19 protein-coding genes are annotated in these 18,111 nt (G+C 64.9%); 4 read left to right on the top strand and 15 right to left on the bottom strand.

The window, feature by feature from the left end:
* Positions 1–5 precede the first annotated feature (5 nt).
* The 4 genes from DSD28_RS04295 to DSD28_RS04310 are packed head-to-tail and all read right to left on the bottom strand — an operon-like array spanning position 6 to position 3,002.
* Entirely contained in the window at positions 6–743 is a 738-nt protein-coding gene (locus DSD28_RS04295; protein WP_119255122.1) for an amino acid ABC transporter ATP-binding protein, read from the bottom strand.
* A gap of 4 nt (positions 744–747) precedes the next feature.
* Positions 748–1,440 carry an ABC transporter permease gene (locus DSD28_RS04300; RefSeq protein ID WP_119255123.1) on the bottom strand — a complete coding sequence of 231 codons (693 nt, stop codon included), beginning with the start codon at positions 1,438–1,440 and terminating at the stop codon, positions 748–750.
* The gene (locus DSD28_RS04305) at positions 1,437–2,132 is read right to left on the bottom strand and encodes an ABC transporter permease (RefSeq protein ID WP_119255124.1); all 696 of its coding nucleotides are present in this window, start codon (positions 2,130–2,132) and stop codon (positions 1,437–1,439) included. Before DSD28_RS04305 ends, DSD28_RS04300 begins: the two co-directional genes overlap by 4 nt.
* 57 nt (positions 2,133–2,189) lie before the next feature.
* A complete protein-coding gene (locus DSD28_RS04310) occupies positions 2,190–3,002 on the bottom strand; it encodes a transporter substrate-binding domain-containing protein (RefSeq protein WP_119255125.1) in 813 nt (270 codons plus the stop codon).
* Between the two features lie 188 nt (positions 3,003–3,190).
* On the opposite strand from DSD28_RS04310, the gene DSD28_RS04315 reads away from it, so the two are divergent.
* The gene (locus tag DSD28_RS04315) at positions 3,191–4,303 is read left to right on the top strand and encodes a pyridoxal phosphate-dependent aminotransferase (RefSeq protein ID WP_119255126.1); all 1,113 of its coding nucleotides are present in this window, start codon (positions 3,191–3,193) and stop codon (positions 4,301–4,303) included.
* A 50-nt stretch (positions 4,304–4,353) separates the two neighbouring features.
* Here the strand turns inward: DSD28_RS04315 and DSD28_RS04320 are convergent, their stop codons facing one another.
* The 4 genes from DSD28_RS04320 to DSD28_RS04330 form a co-directional block, all read right to left on the bottom strand.
* On the bottom strand, positions 4,354–5,175 hold the full coding sequence (locus DSD28_RS04320) for a helix-turn-helix transcriptional regulator (RefSeq protein ID WP_119255127.1): 822 nt from the start codon (positions 5,173–5,175) through the stop codon (positions 4,354–4,356).
* Positions 5,176–5,238: 63 nt separating this feature from the next.
* A complete protein-coding gene (locus DSD28_RS04325) occupies positions 5,239–6,474 on the bottom strand; it encodes a cysteine desulfurase-like protein (RefSeq protein WP_119255128.1) in 1,236 nt (411 codons plus the stop codon).
* Positions 6,475–6,568: 94 nt separating this feature from the next.
* Positions 6,569–6,736: a hypothetical protein gene (locus DSD28_RS25765; protein ID WP_162911250.1), complete on the bottom strand. Its 168-nt coding sequence runs from the start codon at positions 6,734–6,736 to the stop codon at positions 6,569–6,571.
* A gap of 104 nt (positions 6,737–6,840) precedes the next feature.
* A complete protein-coding gene (locus DSD28_RS04330) occupies positions 6,841–7,278 on the bottom strand; it encodes an Lrp/AsnC family transcriptional regulator (RefSeq protein ID WP_119255129.1) in 438 nt (145 codons plus the stop codon).
* 119 nt (positions 7,279–7,397) lie between these two features.
* Here DSD28_RS04330 and rocF point away from each other — a divergent pair, with 119 nt between their 5' ends.
* A complete protein-coding gene (gene rocF, locus DSD28_RS04335; RefSeq protein ID WP_119255130.1) occupies positions 7,398–8,318 on the top strand; it encodes an arginase in 921 nt (306 codons plus the stop codon).
* A gap of 26 nt (positions 8,319–8,344) precedes the next feature.
* Positions 8,345–9,406 (top strand): ornithine cyclodeaminase, encoded by a 1,062-nt coding sequence (gene ocd / locus DSD28_RS04340; RefSeq protein ID WP_119255131.1) that lies wholly within the window; start codon positions 8,345–8,347, stop codon positions 9,404–9,406.
* Between the two features lie 84 nt (positions 9,407–9,490).
* Here the strand turns inward: ocd and DSD28_RS04345 are convergent, their stop codons facing one another.
* The 7 genes from DSD28_RS04345 to DSD28_RS04375 all read right to left on the bottom strand — a co-directional run bounded on the left by DSD28_RS04345 (position 9,491) and on the right by DSD28_RS04375 (position 17,196).
* Positions 9,491–10,639 carry an alpha-hydroxy acid oxidase gene (locus DSD28_RS04345; RefSeq protein WP_119255132.1) on the bottom strand — a complete coding sequence of 383 codons (1,149 nt, stop codon included), beginning with the start codon at positions 10,637–10,639 and terminating at the stop codon, positions 9,491–9,493.
* A gap of 108 nt (positions 10,640–10,747) precedes the next feature.
* The gene (locus DSD28_RS04350; protein ID WP_119255133.1) at positions 10,748–11,539 is read right to left on the bottom strand and encodes an SDR family oxidoreductase; all 792 of its coding nucleotides are present in this window, start codon (positions 11,537–11,539) and stop codon (positions 10,748–10,750) included.
* Positions 11,539–12,813: an L-fuconate dehydratase gene (locus DSD28_RS04355; RefSeq protein WP_119255134.1), complete on the bottom strand. Its 1,275-nt coding sequence runs from the start codon at positions 12,811–12,813 to the stop codon at positions 11,539–11,541. The genes DSD28_RS04350 and DSD28_RS04355 overlap by 1 nt, the downstream gene beginning before the upstream one ends.
* 110 nt (positions 12,814–12,923) lie before the next feature.
* A complete protein-coding gene (locus tag DSD28_RS04360) occupies positions 12,924–13,868 on the bottom strand; it encodes an ABC transporter substrate-binding protein (RefSeq protein ID WP_119255135.1) in 945 nt (314 codons plus the stop codon).
* Positions 13,869–13,934: 66 nt separating this feature from the next.
* Positions 13,935–14,912, bottom strand: coding sequence for an ABC transporter permease (locus DSD28_RS04365; protein ID WP_119255136.1), 978 nt, complete (start codon positions 14,910–14,912; stop codon positions 13,935–13,937).
* Between the two features lie 16 nt (positions 14,913–14,928).
* The gene (locus DSD28_RS04370) at positions 14,929–16,434 is read right to left on the bottom strand and encodes a sugar ABC transporter ATP-binding protein (RefSeq protein WP_119255137.1); all 1,506 of its coding nucleotides are present in this window, start codon (positions 16,432–16,434) and stop codon (positions 14,929–14,931) included.
* 24 nt (positions 16,435–16,458) lie between these two features.
* On the bottom strand, positions 16,459–17,196 hold the full coding sequence (locus DSD28_RS04375; protein WP_119255138.1) for an SDR family oxidoreductase: 738 nt from the start codon (positions 17,194–17,196) through the stop codon (positions 16,459–16,461).
* A gap of 121 nt (positions 17,197–17,317) precedes the next feature.
* Here DSD28_RS04375 and DSD28_RS04380 point away from each other — a divergent pair, with 121 nt between their 5' ends.
* Complete coding sequence (locus DSD28_RS04380; protein WP_119255139.1) at positions 17,318–18,106, top strand: IclR family transcriptional regulator; 789 nt, start codon at positions 17,318–17,320, stop codon at positions 18,104–18,106.
* The last annotated feature ends 5 nt before the right edge of the window (positions 18,107–18,111 follow it).

An 18,111-nucleotide genomic window follows, 5' to 3' on the forward strand; every position in this document is an offset into this window, starting at 1 on the left:
GGATCTCAATGGGCAAGAATCTGTCCGAGGAACGTGCGGGCGCGCTCGGATTTGGGGGCTGCGAAGAATTCGGCCGGCGTGGAGACCTCGACGATCTCTCCACGGTCCATGAAGACGATACGGTCGGCCACCGAGCGGGCAAAGCCCATCTCGTGCGTCACGCAGACCATCGTCATGCCCTCGCGGGCAAGGTCGGTCATGACGTCCAGCACCTCCGAGATCATCTCCGGGTCGAGCGCGGAGGTCGGCTCGTCGAACAGCATGACCTCCGGGTTCATGCAGAGCGCGCGGGCTATCGCCACGCGCTGCTGCTGGCCGCCGGAAAGCTGGGAGGGATATTTGTGCGCCTGGTCGGGAATGCGCACGCGGTTGAGGTACTTCATCGCGATGGCCTCGGCCTCGGGCGTCGGCATCCGGCGCACCAGCCGGGGCGCGAGCGTCAGGTTTTCGAGGACCGTCATGTGCGGGAAGAGGTTGAAGCTCTGGAACACCATGCCCACCTCGCGCCGCACGAGGTCGATCTTCTTCTCGTCGTCCGTCAGCTCCTCGCCGCCGACGAGGATGCTACCGCTATTGTGCTCCTCCAGCCGGTTGATGCAGCGGATCATGGTCGATTTTCCCGAGCCGGACGGCCCGCAGACGACGACCTTCTCCCCCTTGGCGATCGTGAGGTCCACGTCCTTCAGGGCGTGGTAGGTGCCGTAGAACTTGTTCATCTTTTCCAGGACGATGATATCCGTCATGGCGTCAGGTCCTTCTTGCATGGCGGTTCGCATAGGTTTCGATCATCGAGAAGCCGGTCTGGATGATCCAGACGAGCACGAGGTAGATGATCGTCGCGGCGATGAAGATCTCGTAGGGGGCGAAGGTGTCGGCGACGATGGTGCGGGCGACGCCCGTCATCTCCATCAGCGTGACGGTGGAGGCGAGCGCGGTCGATTTCAGCATCGACACGATCTCGTTGCTGTAGGCCGGAAGCGCCAGCCGCACGGCGAGCGGCGCCGTGATGCGGCTTGCCCGCTGGAACTTGCTGAGGCCGAGCGCCTTGCCCGCCTCGACGAAGCCCTTGTCGACGCCCAGCACCCCGCCGCGCAGGATTTCCGAGACATAGGCGGCCGTGTTCAGCGAAAGCGCGATGACCGAGCACCAGTAGGGCTCGCGCAGGATCGGCCAGAGGATGCTGTGGCGGATGAAGCCGAACTGCGGCAGGCCGTGATAGATCACGAAGAGCTGCACGAGCAGCGGCGTGCCGCGGAAGAAGTAGATATAGGCCTTGGCCGGCCAGACCAGCCAGGCCCGTTTGGAAAGCCGCATCAGCAGGATGCCGACGGCGAGCGCCAGCCCGATCAGGGTCGAGACGACGAGGAGGTTGAGCGTCAGCCCGAGGCCGTGCAGGATCTTCGGCAGGCTGGTGGCGATCAGCGAGACGTCGAAATTCATCGTGCACCTCTCAGATGGCGGTTGGCGCGCAGTTCGAGCCAGGCGACGATAGAGGTGATGACGGTCGTCACGGCGAGGTAGATCAGGGCCACCGTCATGTAGAGCAGGAAGGGCCGGTGGATGATGGAATTCGCCATCTTGGCGACGAAGAGGATTTCCTCGAGGCCGATGATCGAGACGAGGGCCGTATCCTTCATGATGGACAGCATGTGGTTGCCGAAATTCGGCAGCGCCAGCCGCCACATCTGCGGAAAGCGCACATAGCGGAAGATCTGGTGGCGCTTGAGGCTGAGCGCCCGCGCCGCCTCGACCTGACCGCGGTCAACGCCAAGGAAGGCGCCGCGGAAGGTCTCCGTCATATAGGCGCCGACGATGAGGCCGATCGCAATGGAGCCCGCCCAGAACGGCGGCAGGTCGATGAACTTCACCGACGGATCGAAGACCTGCACGAACCAGGTCAGCGTGATGGCCATGCCGAAATAGAAGAGCAGCAGCACCAGAAGCTCCGGCGCGCCGCGAAAGACGATGGTGTAGGCCTGGGCGATGCCGCGCAGGACGCGGCTGTTCGAAAGCTTGGCCGAAGCGCCGAGCAGCCCGCACACCACCGCAATGACGAGCGCGATGCAGAAGACCTGCAGCACCGTCAGCAGGCCGAAGAAGAAATCGTCCCACCAGCCGTCGAGTAGCGACATGGCGATACCTCCCTAGAGCAAGCCGGGCGCCGCACGGCGCAGCGCCCGCGGGTTCCTTTACTCGCCAACGCCCTTCCAGCCCGACGGCTGGATGGAGAAGGGGAAGTATTTGCTGCTGTACTTTTCGAGCGATCCGTCCTTGATCATGTCTTCCAGCGCCTTGTCGATCTTGGCGAGCAATTCGTCATTGCCCTTGCGCAGGCCGACGCCGACACCCGGACCGAAATATTCGACTTCGTCGATCGGCGGCGAGACGAACTCGAAGCCTGCGCCGTTCTCCTTGCTGAGGAAGTCGAGATAGGCCTTCATGGGGTTGGTGATGGCGATGTCGATGCGGCCGTTCTGCAGGTCGAGCAGCATCGGCTGGGCGCCGTCATAGAGCACGATCTCGGCGCCCGGCAGCTTGGCTTCCACCCACTTGGCATAGGTCGAGGCGCGCTCGACGCCGAAGCGCAGGCCGTTGAAAGCCTCCGGGTTCGGCTTGCCGGCATCGTCGAAGAGCTTCAGCCCGGCATCCTTCGCCCCCAGGATACGGCCGAGCGAGACGCGGTAGGGAATGGAGAAGTCGATCTTCTGCTTGCGCTCCTCGGTGATCGACATGGAGGCGACGATGAGGTCGAACTTGCTGGCGAGAAGCGCCGGCAGCATGCCGTCCCATTCCTGGCAGACATATTCGAGATCCACGCCGATGCGCTCGGCGATGCCCTTGGCGACGTCGACGTCGTAGCCGGCCATCTCCCCCTCGGGCGTGCGATAGTTGAACGGGGCATAGGTGCATTCCATGCCGACGCGCAGGGTTTCCGCATGGGCAGGCATCGCGCCCGCCAAGCCTACAATTGCGGCGGACAACAGACCGATCATGAATTTCATGGCATTCCCCTTTTCTTGTTGGCTCGGGCCTTACGGCGGTCCTCTTCCGCCGGTGGGGAACGATGCGCCTGCACAATGGGGGATGAAATCCACCCAAAGGATGATGGCCGGCATCACCCTCAGGGTGGATGGATTGTGTCGCGCGCTTGATCTAGCCCTTGTCTTCAGAAGGCAAAGGGAGAGCCATCATGAAATATGCACGCATGCCCATCGAGCTGGAATCGCCGGAACAGCTCGGCTACGACACGATCCGCTACAACCTCTCGGAAAGCTCGGTCGCCGACCGCAGGCTCGGCGAGCTGAATCTCAAGCTGGACGATATCCTGCTGTGTTACGGCGACCATCGCGGCGCGCCGGACCTGCGCCGCATGATCGCCGGCACGGGCACCGACCTCTCGCCGGACGACGTGCTGGTGACCGCGGGCGCGGCGGGCGCGCTCTTCATCATCTCGACCTCGATGCTGCAGGCCGGCGACCACATCGTCGTGGTGCGGCCGAACTATGCCACGAACCTCGAGACGCCGCGGGCCATCGGCTGCGACATGAGCATCGTCGACCTCACCTTCGAGACCGGCTACCGGCTCGACCTTGCGGCGCTCGAAGCGGCGACCCGGCCGGAGACGAAATATCTCTCCGTCACCTATCCGCACAATCCGACGGGCGTGATGATCAGCGAGGAGGAACTGAAGGCGCTCGTCGCCCTCGTCGAACGCAAGGGCATTCGCCTGCTCTTCGACGAGACCTATCGCGAGATGACCTTCGGCACGATGCTGCCGGTGGCCGCCAGCCTCTCGGACCGGGTGATCAGCGTCTCCTCGCTCTCCAAGACCTACGGCATTCCGGGCATCCGCATCGGCTGGCTGATCACGCGCGATGCCGCGCTGATGGATACGTTCCTCGCCGCCCGCGAGCAGATCGGCATTTCCGGCAGCACCGTGGACGAATACATCGCCTATGTCGCGCTTCGCCAGCGCGGCGAATGGCTGGCCTTCAACAATGCCCGCATCGCCAGCGCCTTCGCCATCGTCAAGGAATGGATCGCCGCCGAACCGCTCGTCGAGTGGATCGAGCCCTCCGGCGGCTGCGTCTGCTTCCCGCGCATCGTGCCCTCGGCGAATGTCGACCTCGCCGCCTTCCACGAAAGCCTCTACAGCCGCCACCAGGCCTATGTCGGCCGCGGCCGCTGGTTCGAGCAGGACGACCGGCACTTCCGCATCGGCTATGCCTGGCCGACGGAAGACGAGCTGCGCAAGGGCCTTGCCGCGATCTCGGCGGCCATCCGCGAGAGCCTCAAGGGCTGAACAACGCGAAGGGGCGCGGTCGCCGCGCCCCCTACCCGCCGCGAATTCCTCTAAAGATTGAGACTGCGCAGGAAGGCGGAGAACAGTTCCTGCTGGGTCGACAGGTTGAGCTTGGCGTAGAGCTTCTGCCGGTGCGTCTTCACCGTCGCGATCGAGATGCCGAGGTGATAGCTGATCGATTCGCTGGAATGCCCCTTCAGGATGAGAAGCGCCACCTCCCGCTCGCGCGGGCTCAGCAGACCATGGCCGAAATCGCTGAAGAGATGGTCGATGGCGCGGGGCTGCTGGTGATTGCCGCTGCGGCCGAGATGTGCCCATAGCCGCCGGAAGACCGCCGTGATCAGCGGATGCGCCTCCCGCAGCCGCGCCACGGACGCCTCGTCGAAGCCGCCTTCGCTGCGGATGCGCGACAGGCTGATCTCCGCCATGTCGCCGCCCGGCAGGTCCATGGCGATGAGCAATTCCTCCATGCCTTCCGGCCATCCATGGGTGCGATAACCCAGTTCCTCGTCCTCGTGACGGCGGATTTCCAGACCGTGATAGAGACCGGAATCGAGATAATTGTCGGGGGCGAGATCCCGCATCAGGTAGACGCCGGCCGGCAGGCCGGCGAGATAGGCGTTGTAGAAGGGATTGAGCAGATAGGTGCCGGCTATGAAAAACTGGACCGCACGCTTGGCCCGTGGGCCCGAGAACGTATCGAAGACGTAGCTCGGGCCGCCCTCGCGCCGATGCACCACCGAAAGGGCAAGCTGGAAGGGCGCGACCGCCCCGATGGCTGCCAGAAGCGCCGGCGCACCGTCGGGCTGGTCATAGCGGTCGAGCGCATGGGCGAAGGGCGCTACCCAGTTGGCGGCGGGCGATTCTGGCATGGGTCCATCTGCTAAACTCCCGAAGGAAAACGATTACTTTCGCTCCTTTACGACAGGCTGTCGCTAGGCGACAAGCCTTTCGATCGCCGTGAGCGTGCGCTCGATCTCCTCGGCGGAATTGTAGTGGGCGATGCCGATGCGGACGACGCCCTCGTCTTCCGGCAGGCCGAGATGACGGGCGGGCTCCAGCGCGTAATTGTGGCCCGACCAGATATTGATGTCCTCCGCCGCCAGCGCCTCGGCGAAGCGATGCGTCGAGACGCGCTCGTGGGTAAAGGAGATCGTCGGCACGCGGTGGGCGAAGAGGTTGGGATTGGCGATGCCGACCAGCCGGACGCCCGGAAGGGCCGTCAGCCCGCTGATCAGCCGGCGCGTCAGGGCCGCCTCGTAGGAATCGAACGAGTGGTAGGCGCCTGCCATGCGCTCGCGCCGCGTGCCGGCATGGCCATTCGCCTCGCCCGCCCAGGCGAGATAGTCGATCGTCGCGGTGAGGCCGGCGAGAAGCTCCGTCTGCGGCGTCCCCGTGCAGAAACGGTCCGGAATATCGTCGCTCTGGCAGCGCACGCGATGGGGCGGCAGCGCGCGCAGCAACTCCTCCCGTCCCCACAGCACGCCGAGATGCGGGCCGAAGAACTTGTAGGAGGAGCAGACGAGGAAATCGCAGCCGATCGCCCGCACATCCGGCAGACGGTGTGGCGCGAGCTGCACCGCGTCGATCCAGACGAGCGCGCCCGCCGCCTTGGCCAGCGTCGTCAGCGCGGCGACGTCGTTGATGCTGCCGGTCATGTTGGACGCATAGTTGAGCGCGAGGAACTTCGTGCGCGGCGTGAGAAGGGCCGCAAGGTCCTCCGGCTCGATACGCCAGCTTTCCGTGTTGAAGGGAAGCCACTTCACCACCAGCCCGTAGGCTTCGGCCATCGCCAGCCAGGGCGAGACGTTTCCTTCATGGTCCATTCGCGTGACGATGATCTCGTCGCCGGGCGAAAACGTCCTGCCGATGACGCGTCCCATCTGGAAGGCGAGCGTTGTCATGTTCGGGCCGATGATCATCTCCTGCCAGGAGGCCGCGTTGACGAATTCCGCCGCAGCATCGTGCGCCGTCCGCCAGATGGCGTCCGCGCGCTGCGAGGCGGCGAACCGGCCACCGAGATTGGCGGATGCCGTCGCCATCGCATCGGCCACGGCCGCGATGACAGGCCGGGGAACGAGCGTTCCGGCGGGATTGTCGAGATAAGCGGTGCGGGAGCCGTCGAGGGCCGGGAAGGAAGCGCGGATCAGGTCGATGGGATAGGCGGTCATGGTCGGCACCCTTTGCAGAATACTGTATCTGCCTCCTGTGTGCCGCTTTCCGCCGGGCGCCGCCATCCTCCTAGAAGATGAGGGCAAGGTCACCTCAGGTCCGTCCCGCGACCGCAACCGGCGTTGCCGAGGAAAAGGCGCTACCATGCGAGATGACCGGCTTTGCCGCCATTTCCCCTCTTACGTTCCGCAGCGCCATGGCGGAAACGACCGCGGCCAGCAGAATGGCTGTCAGCGACAGGTAGAACACGGCATTGTCCATTTTCCGGTGTGCAGGCATGGCGTGGCGTCCGGCTTGGTGAGGATGGCCTTCCCCGGCAGCTTACGCCGATATCCGCCTCCAAGTCACCCGCCGATGCAATCAGCCTAGAGCTTTGCCCTTGTCGAGCGCGGCGTCGACAGGAGAAGGCTGGTTTCGCTGCCGGTAATGCCGGGCACGAGGCGGATCTTGCGCAGCACGGCGTCGAAATCGGCAAGGCTCGCGGCGCTGAGCTCGACCAGCAGATCCCAGCGGCCGTTCGTTGTGTGGATCTGCGAGATTTCCGGAAAGCCGCCGAGCGTGCGGATCACGCGGTCGGTCACATGGCCCTCGATCTCGATCATCATGACGCCGCGCACGACGTCCTCCAGCGCATCGGCGCGCAGCATCACCGTATAGCCGAGGATGGTGCCGTCCTCCTCCATGCGCTCGATCCGGCCGCGCACGGTCGCCCGCGAGGCGCCGGTTTCGAGAGCAAGGTCCGAGACGGAGCGGCGGCCGTTGCCGCGCAGGAGCGTGACGATCTTCCGGTCGAGGTCATCCATGTCAATCTGGTCTCCTAGCTTTCCAATCTGGCCAATATGCCATTCCGATATGCCAAAATTCAATATTCAGTCTGCCATTTTCGCTTTCTACAATGAGAAAAACGAAACGGGAGTACACCATGGACTGCACGCTGATCGGCGCCCCCTTGCAAATCGGTGCGGGGCAGCTTGGCTGCGAGATGGGGCCGAGCGCCCTGCGCATCGCCGGCCTTCGCACCGCGCTGGAGGAACTCGGCCACACCGTGAAGGACATCGGCAATGTCAGCCCCCGCCCCTTCGCCGAAATGCCGCATCCGAACAAGGCCGTGCACCACCTCGGCGAGACGGTCGCCTGGGTCGAGGCGCTTTCGGCGGCGGCCTACGAGCACAGCAGGGGCGGCATGCCCATCTTCCTCGGCGGCGACCATGCGATCTCCGCCGGCACCGTGCCGGGCCTTGCGCGCCGCGCCGCCGAACTCGGCCGGCCGCTCTTCGTGCTCTGGCTCGACGCGCATACCGACTTTCACAGCCTCGAGACGACCACCAGCGGCAACCTGCACGGCACGCCGGTCGCCTATTACACCGGCCAGGCCGGCTTCGGCAGCTACTTCCCGGATCTCGCCCATGCGGTTCCGACCGAAAACGTCTGCATGATCGGCATCCGCAGCGTCGATCCCGCCGAGCGGGCGGCGATCCGCAGGACCGGCATCACAGTGCACGACATGCGCGTGATCGACGAGCACGGCGTCGCCGTCCTCGTGCGCAGCTTCATCGAGCGTGTCCGGGCCGCAAACGGCCTGCTGCATGTCAGCTTCGACGTCGATTTCCTGGAGCCGGACATCGCGCCGGCCGTCGGCACCACCGTGCCGGGCGGCGCGACGTTCCGCGAGGCGCACCTGATCATGGAAATGCTCCATGACAGCGATCTCGTGACGAGCCTCGACATCGTCGAATTGAACCCGTTCCTCGACGAGCGCGGCAAGACCGCCAAGCTGCTCGTCGATCTCGTTTCCAGCCTGATGGGCAAGCGGGTGATGGATCGCCCGACGCTCGCGGGCTGAATATCGCTGTTCTGGTTGGAGGGAAAATGAACACGGATCCGAAATTGAACGTCGTCCCGTTCGTCAGCGTGGACCACATGATGAAGCTGGTACTGAAGGTCGGCATCGACCGGTTCCTGACGGAGCTGGCGGCCACCATCGAGGAGGATTTCCGCCGCTGGCCGGTCTTCGACAAGACCCCGCGCGTCGCCTCGCATTCGCAGGAGGGCGTCATCGAGCTGATGCCGACCAGCGACGGCACGCTCTACGGCTTCAAATATGTCAACGGCCACCCGAAGAACACCCGCGACGGCCGACAGACCGTGACGGCCTTCGGCGTGCTCTCGGATGTCGGCAACGGCTATCCGATGCTGCTGACCGAGATGACGATCCTGACGGCGCTGCGCACCGCGGCGACCTCGGCCGTCGCGGCGAAGTACCTCGCCCGGCCAAACGCCCGCACCATGGCGATCATCGGCAACGGCGCGCAGAGCGAATTCCAGGCCCGCGCCTTCAAGTCGCTGCTCGGCATCGACACGCTGCGCCTTTATGACATCGACGCCTCGGCGACGAAGAAATGCGCGCGCAACCTTGCGGGCCTCGGCTTCACCATCGTCGAATGCGGCTCGGTCGAGGAGGCTGTCGAGGGTGCGGACATCATCACCACCGTCACGGCCGACAAGCAGTATGCGACGATCCTTTCCGACAACCATGTCGGCCCCGGCGTGCACATCAACGCGGTCGGCGGCGACTGCCCCGGCAAGACGGAACTCAGCAAGGACATCCTGCTGCGCTCAGACATCTTCGTCGAATATCCGCCGCAGACCCGCATCGAGGGCGAGATCCAGCAGCTTGCGGCCGATCATCCCGTCATCGAGCTCTGGGAGGTCATGACCGGCGCAACGCAAGGCCGCAGGAGCGCGGACCAGATCACGCTCTTCGACAGCGTCGGCTTCGCCACCGAGGACTTCTCGGCCCTTCGCTACGTGCGGGAGAAGATCGCCGAACACGATATGTTCACGGAACTCGACCTCCTCGCCGACCCCGACGAGCCGCGCGACCTCTACGGCATGCTGCTGCGCTGCGAGAAGAAGCTCAACGCCGCCTGAGAAGAGCGCCGGTGAAAACGCGACCGCCCGGCTTGCCGAAAGGCAGGCCGGGCGGAATTGCGTTCAATGCGTGGAGCGGATGCGCTACGTGCGGAACCGCAGGTTGCTGGTCGAAAGGCGATCGACGGTGGCGCAGCCCATGAGCTTCATGCCGCGCTCGATTTCCGTTTTCATCAGCGACAGCGACCGCTCGACGCCGGCCCGGCCGGCGGCGGCCAGCGGGAAAAGATAGTAGCGTCCCACGCCGACGGCCTTCGCCCCCAGCGACAGGGCCTTCAGGACATGCGTGCCGCGCTGGACGCCGCCGTCCATCATGACATCGATGCGGTCGCCGACCGCATCGACGATTTCCGCGAGCTGGTCGAACCCGCTACGCGAACCGTCGAGCTGCCGCCCGCCATGGTTCGACAGGACGATGCCGGTGCAGCCGATATCGACGGCACGCCTCGCATCCTCCACCGTCATGATCCCCTTGAGGCAGAAATGGCCGCCCCATTCCTTCACCATCTCGGCGACATCGTCCCAGTTCATCGCCGGGTCGAGCATCTCCGTGAAGTAGCGGCTGATCGACATCGTCCCGCTGCCCATGTCGACATGGCTTTCCAGCTGCGGCAGGCGGAATTTCTCATGCGTGAAATAGTTGAGCGCCCAGCCCGGCTTGACCGCGAACTGCGCCATCCCGGCGAGATTCAGCCGGAACGGGATCGCAAAGCCGGTCCGCTGGTCCCGCTCGCGGTTTCCGCCGGTGATGCTGTCGACGGTCAGCATCATCACCTCGACGCCGGCCTGCTTCGCGCGCGCCATCATGTCCCGGTTGAGACCGCGATCCTTGTGGAAGTAGAATTGATAGACCTGCGGCGCGCTGCTGATGCGCCGCGCCTCCTCCAGGCTGATCGTGCCGAGCGAGGAAACGCCGAACATCGTGCCGAACCTGTTCGCCGCATGGGCGACCGCCCGCTCGCCTTCGTGGTGAAACAGGCGCTGGAGCGCGGTGGGCGAGCAATAGACCGGCATGGCCAGCTTCTGCCCCATCACCGTCACCGACATGTCGACGTCGCTGACCCCGTTGAGGACACTTGGCAGGAGGTCGCAATCCTCGAAAGCCGCCGTGTTGCGCCTGTAGGTGACCTCGTCATCCGCCGCGCCGTCGATATAATTGAAGATCGGGCCGGGAAGACGCTTTTTGGCCAGGCGGCGGAAATCGTGGAAATTGTAGCAATCAGAAACCCGCATGGCCGACCTTGATCATTCCTCGTCATCAAAAGCACGTCATAGCAGCGTGCCGTGTGTCCAACTAGGCCTCCCGCGGCCTTGTGGACAAGCGGGCGGCAATGAAAATCCTCAATCGGTTGCGGGATTTTCCTCCGCATGCCCGCGAATTGCCCTGTCGAGATGCGTATAGCCGCCATCCGGGAAAAGCCACTGCCCCGTCATGTGGCTGGCGCGGCCCGACAGCAGGAAGGCGCAGGTATCGCCGATCTCGCGGGCGGTCGTCATGCGCTGGCCGAGCGGAATGCGCCGGACGATCTCCTTGAGGGCCGCCTCGCCATCCGGCAGGGTATCCAGCCAGCGCCGGTAGAGCGGCGTCATCACCTCGGCGACGACGATGGCATTGACGCGCACGCCGTCGGCCAGGAACTCGACCGCCCATTCGCGCGTGAGCCCGAGTTGCGCGGCCTTGGCTGCGACATAGGCCGAGGTGCCGCCCTGCCCGGTCAGAGCCGTCTTGGAGCTGATGTTGACGATGGCGCCGCGCGCCGCCCGTAGGTCGTCCTGCAACAGATGGACCATCGTGTAATAGTGGACGAGGTTCTGGTTGAGGCTGTCGCGAAAGGCGTCCGGCCCCTTGCCGATGCCGACGCCGTCATTGGCGCCCGCATTGTTGACGAGGCCGTGAACGGCGCCGCACCGCGACCGGACGGTGTCGATCGCGCGCCGGCAGGCCGCGTCGTCGGAAAGTTCCGCCTGCACGAACTCGGCGCCGGTGCGGCGCAGCCAGTCCGCGTCGGGCGCCCGCCGGGCGATAATGACGGGCCGGGCGCCCTCCTCCGACAGCACTTCCGTGATGCCGGCGCCGATACCCGAGCCGCCGCCGGTCACGACGACGACCTTGCCTTGAAGCCCGAGGTCCATCACGCCCCCCGGAAACGGTAGGCTTCGAGGCTGTCCCGCTTCATCTCGATGGAGAAGCCCGGCGCCTGCGGCGGCATATAGGCCGCATCGCGGATGATGCAGGGATCGACGAAATGCTCGTGGAGGTGATCGACGAACTCGATGACCCGCCCTTCCCGCGTCCCGGCAATGCAGAGATAGTCGATCATCGACATGTGCTGGACATATTCGCACAGGCCAACGCCGCCCGCATGAGGGCAGACCTTCAGCCCGTATTTCGCGGCCATCAGCATCACGGCGAGAACCTCGTTGAGGCCGCCCAGCCGGCAACTGTCGATCTGCACGACATCGATGGCGCCGCGCATGATGAACTGCTTGAACATGATGCGGTTCTGGCACATCTCGCCGGTCGCGACCTGGACGGGCGCGACGGCCTCGCGGATCTTTCGGTGGCCTTCCACGTCGTCCGGGCTCGTCGGTTCCTCGATGAACCACGGCTTGACGAAGGCGAGTTTTTTCACCCAGTCGATCGCCTGGTCGACTTCCCAGACCTGGTTGGCGTCGATCATCAGGTTGACGTCGGGGCCTACTTCGTCCCGGGCGATGGTGAGGCGGCGGATATCGTCGTCGAGGTCGCGGCCGACCTTCATCTTGATGTGCTTGAAGCCCGCATCGACGGCTTCGCGGCAAAGGCGGCGCAGCTTGGCGTCGTCATAGCCGAGCCAGCCGGCGGAGGTCGTGTAGCAGGGGTAGCCCTCGGCCTTCAGCGTCGCGATGCGTTCCTGCTTGTCCCTGGCCTGCTCCGTCAGGAATTCGAGTGCCCATTCGGGCGTGATGCAGTCTGTCAGGTAGCGGAAGTCGATGCAGCGCACGAGGTCCTCGGGCGACATCTCGGCGACGAGCTGCCAGACCGGCTTGCCCTCGATCTTGGCCCAGAGATCCCAGACCGCATTGACCACCGCGCCGGTGGCGAGGTGGATGACGCCCTTGTCCGGGCCGACCCAGCGCAACTGGCTGTCGGAGGTGATATGTCGCCAGAAGCGTCCCATGTCCTCCGCCACCCACGCCATGTCGAGACCGACGACGAGCGGGCGCAGCGCCTCGATGGCCGCCACGCAGATCTCGTTGCCGCGGCCGATGGTGAAGGTCAGACCGTGGCCTTCGTGCGGGCCGTCGGACTCCAGGATCACATAGGCCGCCGAATAGTCCGGGTCCGGATTCATCGCGTCGGATCCATCCAGATGCTGGCTTGTCGGGAAGCGCACGTCCATAGTGCGAAGACCGGTAATCTTCATGCCTTCATAACCTTCTGCATTTGTTCGCGGAGTGCTTCGGTGCCGAGCCGGATCGTACGCCGCGTCTCGGAAAGGGCCCGGAGACCTCGGTCCCCGGGCCGGATTTCGGATCAATCGTAGAGAACGGCGGAGATTTCCGGCGAGTCGATATTGGTCTTGTCGTACCAGTAGAAGCCGGTATCGATGTTCTTCTCGACCTTCTCGCCCTTGGCGGCGGCAACGGCGGCCTTGACCGTCTCGTAGCCGATGCCGACCGGGTTCTGCGTGATCGCGCCGGCCATGGAGCCGTCACGGACCGCGTCCTTCTGGGCCTTGCCCGAGTCGTAGCCGACGACCACGACCTTGGCGCCTGCTTCCTTCACGCCGTTGACGACGCCAATGGCCGAGCCTTCGTTGGTGCCGAAGATGCCCTTGATGTCGGGATTGGCGGTCAGGATCGCCTTGGTGATCTCCGTCGACTTCAGATGGTCGCCACCGCCGTATTCGATGGTGACGATCTCGACATTCGGATGGCTCTCCTTCATCCGGTTGACGAAGCCGTCGCGGCGGTCGACGCCGGTGCGCGAGGTCTGGTCGTGGGCGACCACGGCAACCTTGCCGGCATCGCCGATCAACTCGGCGAGCTTGTCGGCGGCAAGCGCGGCCGCCGCGATGTTGTCCGTCGAGGCCGTCGCGACCGGGATGTCGCTATCGACGCCGGAGTCGAAGGCGATGACCGGGATCTTGGCGTCCTGGGCCTGCTTGAGAAGCGGAATGGCCGCCTGGCTGTCGAGAGCGGCAAAGCCGATGGCGGCCGGCTTCTTGGCGAGGGCTGCGGCCAGCATGTCGATCTGCTTGTCGACCTGGCTTTCGTTATCCGGTCCCTCGAACGTCACCTCGACGCCGAGTTCCGCACCGGCCTTGTCGGCGCCGGCCTTCACGGCCTGCCAGAACTGATGCTGGAAGCCCTTCGAAATGAGCGGCACGTAGAGCTTGTCCTGTGCGCCCGCTCCCGTCGCCGCACCGAGCAGCGAGATTGCTGCGACCGCGCCAAGTAGAGTCCGTCTCGTGAACATGTTTTCCTCCTTGTGTTCACACTGCATGAACTTATCGACCGTCCGGAGGCCTCGGCCTCCTTCCGGTTATTTCGCTTCGCGCCGGCGCATCTGGTCGGCATAGACCGCGATGATGATGATGGCGCCGGTGACGACCGTCTGCCATTCCGGCGCGACGGAAAGCACTCGCAGACCGTTGGTCAGAACCGACATGATCAGCGCGCCGATCAGCGTGCCGAGAATGGTGCCGCGCCCGCCCGCAAGGCTGGTGCCGCCGATGACCACGGCCGCGATCGCCTCCAGCTCGTAGCCGAGGCCGAGCGCGGGCTGGGCGGAGTTCAGCCGGCTGGCGATGAGAAGGCCGCCGATGCCGCAGATCGCGCCGGACAGCGTGTAGATGGCGATCTTCCAGAAATTCGTGTTGACGCCCGAAAGCCGCACCGCCTCCTCGTTGGAGCCGAGCGCGAAGGTGTAGCGGCCGAGCACCGTGCGGCTGAGGATCCACGAGGTGATGCCCGCGACGATGAAGAGCACCAGCACCCCGTTCGGCACGGGAAAGGCCGGAACGAGCTGGCCGATCAGAGAGCCTTGCGCGATCAGGGTGAAGCCGGGCGTGTCGTTGAAATAGATCGGCTTGGTGCCCGTGACGATCAGCGACAGGCCCTTGAGCACCAGCATCATGCCGAGGGTGGCGATGAAGGGCGGTATTTTCATGCGGGCGACCAGCCCGCCGGAAACGAAGCCGCAAAAGGCGCCCGTGCCGATTGCCGCCAGCACGCCGAAGGGCAGCGGCATGCCCGCCCAGGTCAGCACCACGCCCGTCATCACCGCGCAGAAGGTCATCAGCGTGCCGATGGACAGATCGATGCCGCCGGTGATGATGATCATCGTCACGCCCACGGCGAGGACCCCGTTGACCGAGGTGGCCTGCAGGATCGCCATGATGTTGGAGACCTGGAAGAAGTTCGGGCTGGCCAGCGAGAAGCCGATCAGCAGCACGATGAGGCTGGCAAAGGCCAGAATTTTCTGCTGCGCGCTGCCGCGCAGGCTTGCCTTTTCACTCATAGTTCCCGTGTCCCCCTCAGGCAGCAGTCTTGCCGTTGCGTTGCGTTGCCAGTTCCATGATCCTCTCCTGCTCCGCCCCGCCGGGCAGGATGCCGGTCAGGCGCCCCTCGCACATGACGGCGATGCGATGGGAAAGCCGCAACACCTCGGGCAGCTCGCTGGAAATGACGATGATCGCCTTGCCGGCGGCGGCCAGTTCGTTGAGCAGCCGGTAGATCTCCGCCTTGGCGCCGACGTCGATGCCGCGCGTCGGCTCGTCGAAGATCAGGATGTCGCAGTCGCGCAGCAGCCATTTCGCGATGACCACCTTCTGCTGGTTGCCGCCCGAGAGCAGCCGCACCTCCTGCCGGTCGCCCGGCGTGCGGATGGCGAGCTTCCGGATATAGTCCTTCGCCACAAGGGCCAGCGCGGCCTCGTCGATCCTGCCGATGGCATCGGAATGGCGCCGAAGGCTCGCCATGGCGATGTTGGCGCGCACATCCATGCCGAGCGCCAGGCCATAATGCTTGCGGTCCTCGGACAGATAGCCGATCCCCGCGCGAACGGCCTCGGCCGGGCTCGTGATGCGCAGGGGCTTTCCGTGGACGCGGATCTCGCCGCTGTCTATGGGCTCGGCGCCGAAGATGGCGCGGGCAAGCTCGGTGCGCCCCGCACCCATCAGGCCGGCAAAACCGAGGATCTCGCCTTTCCTGAGGCTGAAGCTGATCTCCTTCAGTTCGTGCCCGCGGCTGACATTGATCACCTCCAGCGCCGTATCGGCCCCGGAAAGGTCGGGGATCGTCACCGCCTCGTCCGTCAGCTCGCGGCCGACCATCATGGAGATGATCCTGGAGATCGGCGTCTCCTCCGCCGCGACCGTCCCGACATAGGCGCCGTCGCGCATGACCGTCACCCGGTCGGAGATGCGCTTGATCTCGTCCATCTTGTGGCTGATGTAGATGATGCCGACGCCCTCGGCCTTGAGGCGGCGGATGATGGTGAAGAGCTCGGCGATCTCCGCGTCGTTGAGCGCGGCCGTCGGCTCGTCCATGATCAGCACGCGCGAGCGGTAGCTCAGCGCCTTGGCGATCTCCACCATCTGCTGGCGGGCGATGGTGAGGCCGGCGACGGGCGTGCGGGGATCCATGTGGATATTCATGCTTGCGAAGATGGCGGCGGTGTCCGCGTTCAGCTTCGCCTCGTCGAGCCGGCCGAAGGAAAGGCGCGGCTCGCGGCCGATCCAGATATTCTGCGCGACGGTGAGATCGCGCATCAGGGCAAGTTCCTGGTGGATGATGCCGATGCCGAGGTCCTGCGCCGCCCTCGGGGTGGGGATCGACACCTCCTGACCATCGACGAGGATGCGGCCGCCATCGGGCCGGTAGACGCCGGACAGCACCTTCATCAGCGTCGACTTGCCGGCACCGTTCTCGCCCATCAGCGCGTGGACCTCGCCGGTCTGCAGATCGAAATCGACGGCCTTCAGCGCATGCACGCCGGGAAAGCTCTTGTCGATCCCTTCCATTCGCACCAGTTCGCTCATGACGCGCTCCTCCCCGTCAGGCTCTCAGATGGTGACGCCGCCATCCACCAGCATGGCCTGTCCCGAGACAAATCTACTCTCGTCGGACAAAAGGAAAACCACCATCGGAACGATATCGTCGACCGTCGCAAGACGCCCCATCGGCTGGCGCGCGATGAAATCCTTCTCAGCCTGCACCGGATCGGCCGAGGCCGCAATGCGCCCGCGTAGCGAAGGCGTATCGACCGTGCCGGGGCACAGCGCATTACAGCGGATGCCCTGCTTGACGAAATCGGCGGCGATCGCCTTCGTCAGGCCGATGACGGCCGCCTTGCTGGCGCCATAGGCCGTGCGGTTGGCGAAACCCTTTATGGAGGACGCCATGGAGGCCATGTTGAGGATCGAGGCGGTTCCCGTCTTGGCGGCGCGGTCGAGCATGCCGGGCAGGCAGGCGCGTGTCAGGCGCATCATCGCCGTGACGTTGAGGTCGAAGGCGAAGGCCCAGTCCTCATCCCTGATATCGAGAAGCGTGCCGTTGTGCACCACGCCGGCGCAGTTGAAGAGGCCGTCCAGCGGGCCGACCCGGGCCGCGATGGCCTCGACCGCGTCGGGCCGGGTCACGTCGAGCACAGCCGTCTCCACGCCTTCCAGCCCTTCCAGCAACGTCCCGTTGATATCCGTCGCGATCACGCGGGCACCCTCGTCCCGGCATGCAAGGGCGCTCGCCCTGCCGATGCCCTGGCCGGCTGCCGTCACAAGAACGGTCTTGTTTTGCAGGCGCATGGTTTCCTCCCCGCTCCCGTTTGTATATAAAACAATGTTTCACATACAAATCGCTTTGACAAGGTCGCCTCCTATGTCTTTTTTCAACAGGGTCGGTATGAGTGCTGGATCGGAGGGCATAATGGCAAGGAAGACGCTAAAGACGGAATCCGGGGAAGACCTCACTGCGGACGACAAGTACCGCGCGCCGGCGCTCGACAAGGGGCTGGACATCCTCGAAATCCTGGCGAGGCAGAGCGGCGGCATGACCCGAACGGAGATCGTGCGCGAGATGGGGCTCAGCCCCTCGCAGATTTTCCGCATGCTGGAGCGTCTGGTCGCGCGAGGCTATGTCGCCCGGTCGGAAGGTGGCGACCGGTACTCGCTGTCGATGAAGATGTTCGTCCTCGCCAACCACTATCCTCCCTATCGGCGGCTGGCGGCCAGCGCGCAGCCGCTGATGGACGACTTCGCGCGCCAGACGGACCAGTCCTGCCACCTCGTCATCCCGGAATTCGGAGCCGGCCTCATCATCGCCCAGGCGAGCCCCGTCTCCCATTGGGAATTCCGGGCCCGGGTCGGCAGCCAGCTCGATCTCTTCACGACGGGTTCGGGAATAGCCCTGGTCGCCTTCCAGGCGCCCGAGCGCGTGGAGGAAACGCTTCGCCAGTGGGGCGTCGCCTCCGCCGCCGCGCTCGCCGGCATCCAGGACCAGATCGATGCGGCCCGCCGGCAGGGCTATCGTCTGGGCGCTTCCGGCCAGTTCGTCGGCGTCACCGATATCAGCGCGCCCATCTTCGGCCCCGACGGCGACGCGACCGCCGTCCTGACCTGCGCCTTCATCCAGCATGTCGACGACACCAGAGCGCAGAAGCTGGACGACGCGCTGGCGCGCCTGCTGGCCCTCACGGACACGCTCAGGCTTCCCTGAAACGC

Source organism: Shinella zoogloeoides (assembly GCF_003574625.1).
Taxonomy (GTDB): domain Bacteria; phylum Pseudomonadota; class Alphaproteobacteria; order Rhizobiales; family Rhizobiaceae; genus Shinella; species Shinella zoogloeoides_A.

What these genes read in the sequence shown, in the direction of transcription:
- DSD28_RS04295 (WP_119255122.1), bottom strand. Translation starts at nt 743, where the DNA reads ATGACGGATATCATCGTCCTGGAAAAGATGAACAAGTTCTACGGCACC.
- DSD28_RS04300 (WP_119255123.1), bottom strand. Translation starts at nt 1,440, where the DNA reads ATGAATTTCGACGTCTCGCTGATCGCCACCAGCCTGCCGAAGATCCTG.
- DSD28_RS04305 (WP_119255124.1), bottom strand. Translation starts at nt 2,132, where the DNA reads ATGTCGCTACTCGACGGCTGGTGGGACGATTTCTTCTTCGGCCTGCTG.
- DSD28_RS04310 (WP_119255125.1), bottom strand. Translation starts at nt 3,002, where the DNA reads ATGAAATTCATGATCGGTCTGTTGTCCGCCGCAATTGTAGGCTTGGCG.
- DSD28_RS04315 (WP_119255126.1), top strand. Translation starts at nt 3,191, where the DNA reads ATGAAATATGCACGCATGCCCATCGAGCTGGAATCGCCGGAACAGCTC.
- DSD28_RS04320 (WP_119255127.1), bottom strand. Translation starts at nt 5,175, where the DNA reads ATGCCAGAATCGCCCGCCGCCAACTGGGTAGCGCCCTTCGCCCATGCG.
- DSD28_RS04325 (WP_119255128.1), bottom strand. Translation starts at nt 6,474, where the DNA reads ATGACCGCCTATCCCATCGACCTGATCCGCGCTTCCTTCCCGGCCCTC.
- DSD28_RS25765 (WP_162911250.1), bottom strand. Translation starts at nt 6,736, where the DNA reads ATGGACAATGCCGTGTTCTACCTGTCGCTGACAGCCATTCTGCTGGCC.
- DSD28_RS04330 (WP_119255129.1), bottom strand. Translation starts at nt 7,278, where the DNA reads ATGGATGACCTCGACCGGAAGATCGTCACGCTCCTGCGCGGCAACGGC.
- rocF (WP_119255130.1), top strand. Translation starts at nt 7,398, where the DNA reads ATGGACTGCACGCTGATCGGCGCCCCCTTGCAAATCGGTGCGGGGCAG.
- ocd (WP_119255131.1), top strand. Translation starts at nt 8,345, where the DNA reads ATGAACACGGATCCGAAATTGAACGTCGTCCCGTTCGTCAGCGTGGAC.
- DSD28_RS04345 (WP_119255132.1), bottom strand. Translation starts at nt 10,639, where the DNA reads ATGCGGGTTTCTGATTGCTACAATTTCCACGATTTCCGCCGCCTGGCC.
- DSD28_RS04350 (WP_119255133.1), bottom strand. Translation starts at nt 11,539, where the DNA reads ATGGACCTCGGGCTTCAAGGCAAGGTCGTCGTCGTGACCGGCGGCGGC.
- DSD28_RS04355 (WP_119255134.1), bottom strand. Translation starts at nt 12,813, where the DNA reads ATGAAGATTACCGGTCTTCGCACTATGGACGTGCGCTTCCCGACAAGC.
- DSD28_RS04360 (WP_119255135.1), bottom strand. Translation starts at nt 13,868, where the DNA reads ATGTTCACGAGACGGACTCTACTTGGCGCGGTCGCAGCAATCTCGCTG.
- DSD28_RS04365 (WP_119255136.1), bottom strand. Translation starts at nt 14,912, where the DNA reads ATGAGTGAAAAGGCAAGCCTGCGCGGCAGCGCGCAGCAGAAAATTCTG.
- DSD28_RS04370 (WP_119255137.1), bottom strand. Translation starts at nt 16,434, where the DNA reads ATGAGCGAACTGGTGCGAATGGAAGGGATCGACAAGAGCTTTCCCGGC.
- DSD28_RS04375 (WP_119255138.1), bottom strand. Translation starts at nt 17,196, where the DNA reads ATGCGCCTGCAAAACAAGACCGTTCTTGTGACGGCAGCCGGCCAGGGC.
- DSD28_RS04380 (WP_119255139.1), top strand. Translation starts at nt 17,318, where the DNA reads ATGGCAAGGAAGACGCTAAAGACGGAATCCGGGGAAGACCTCACTGCG.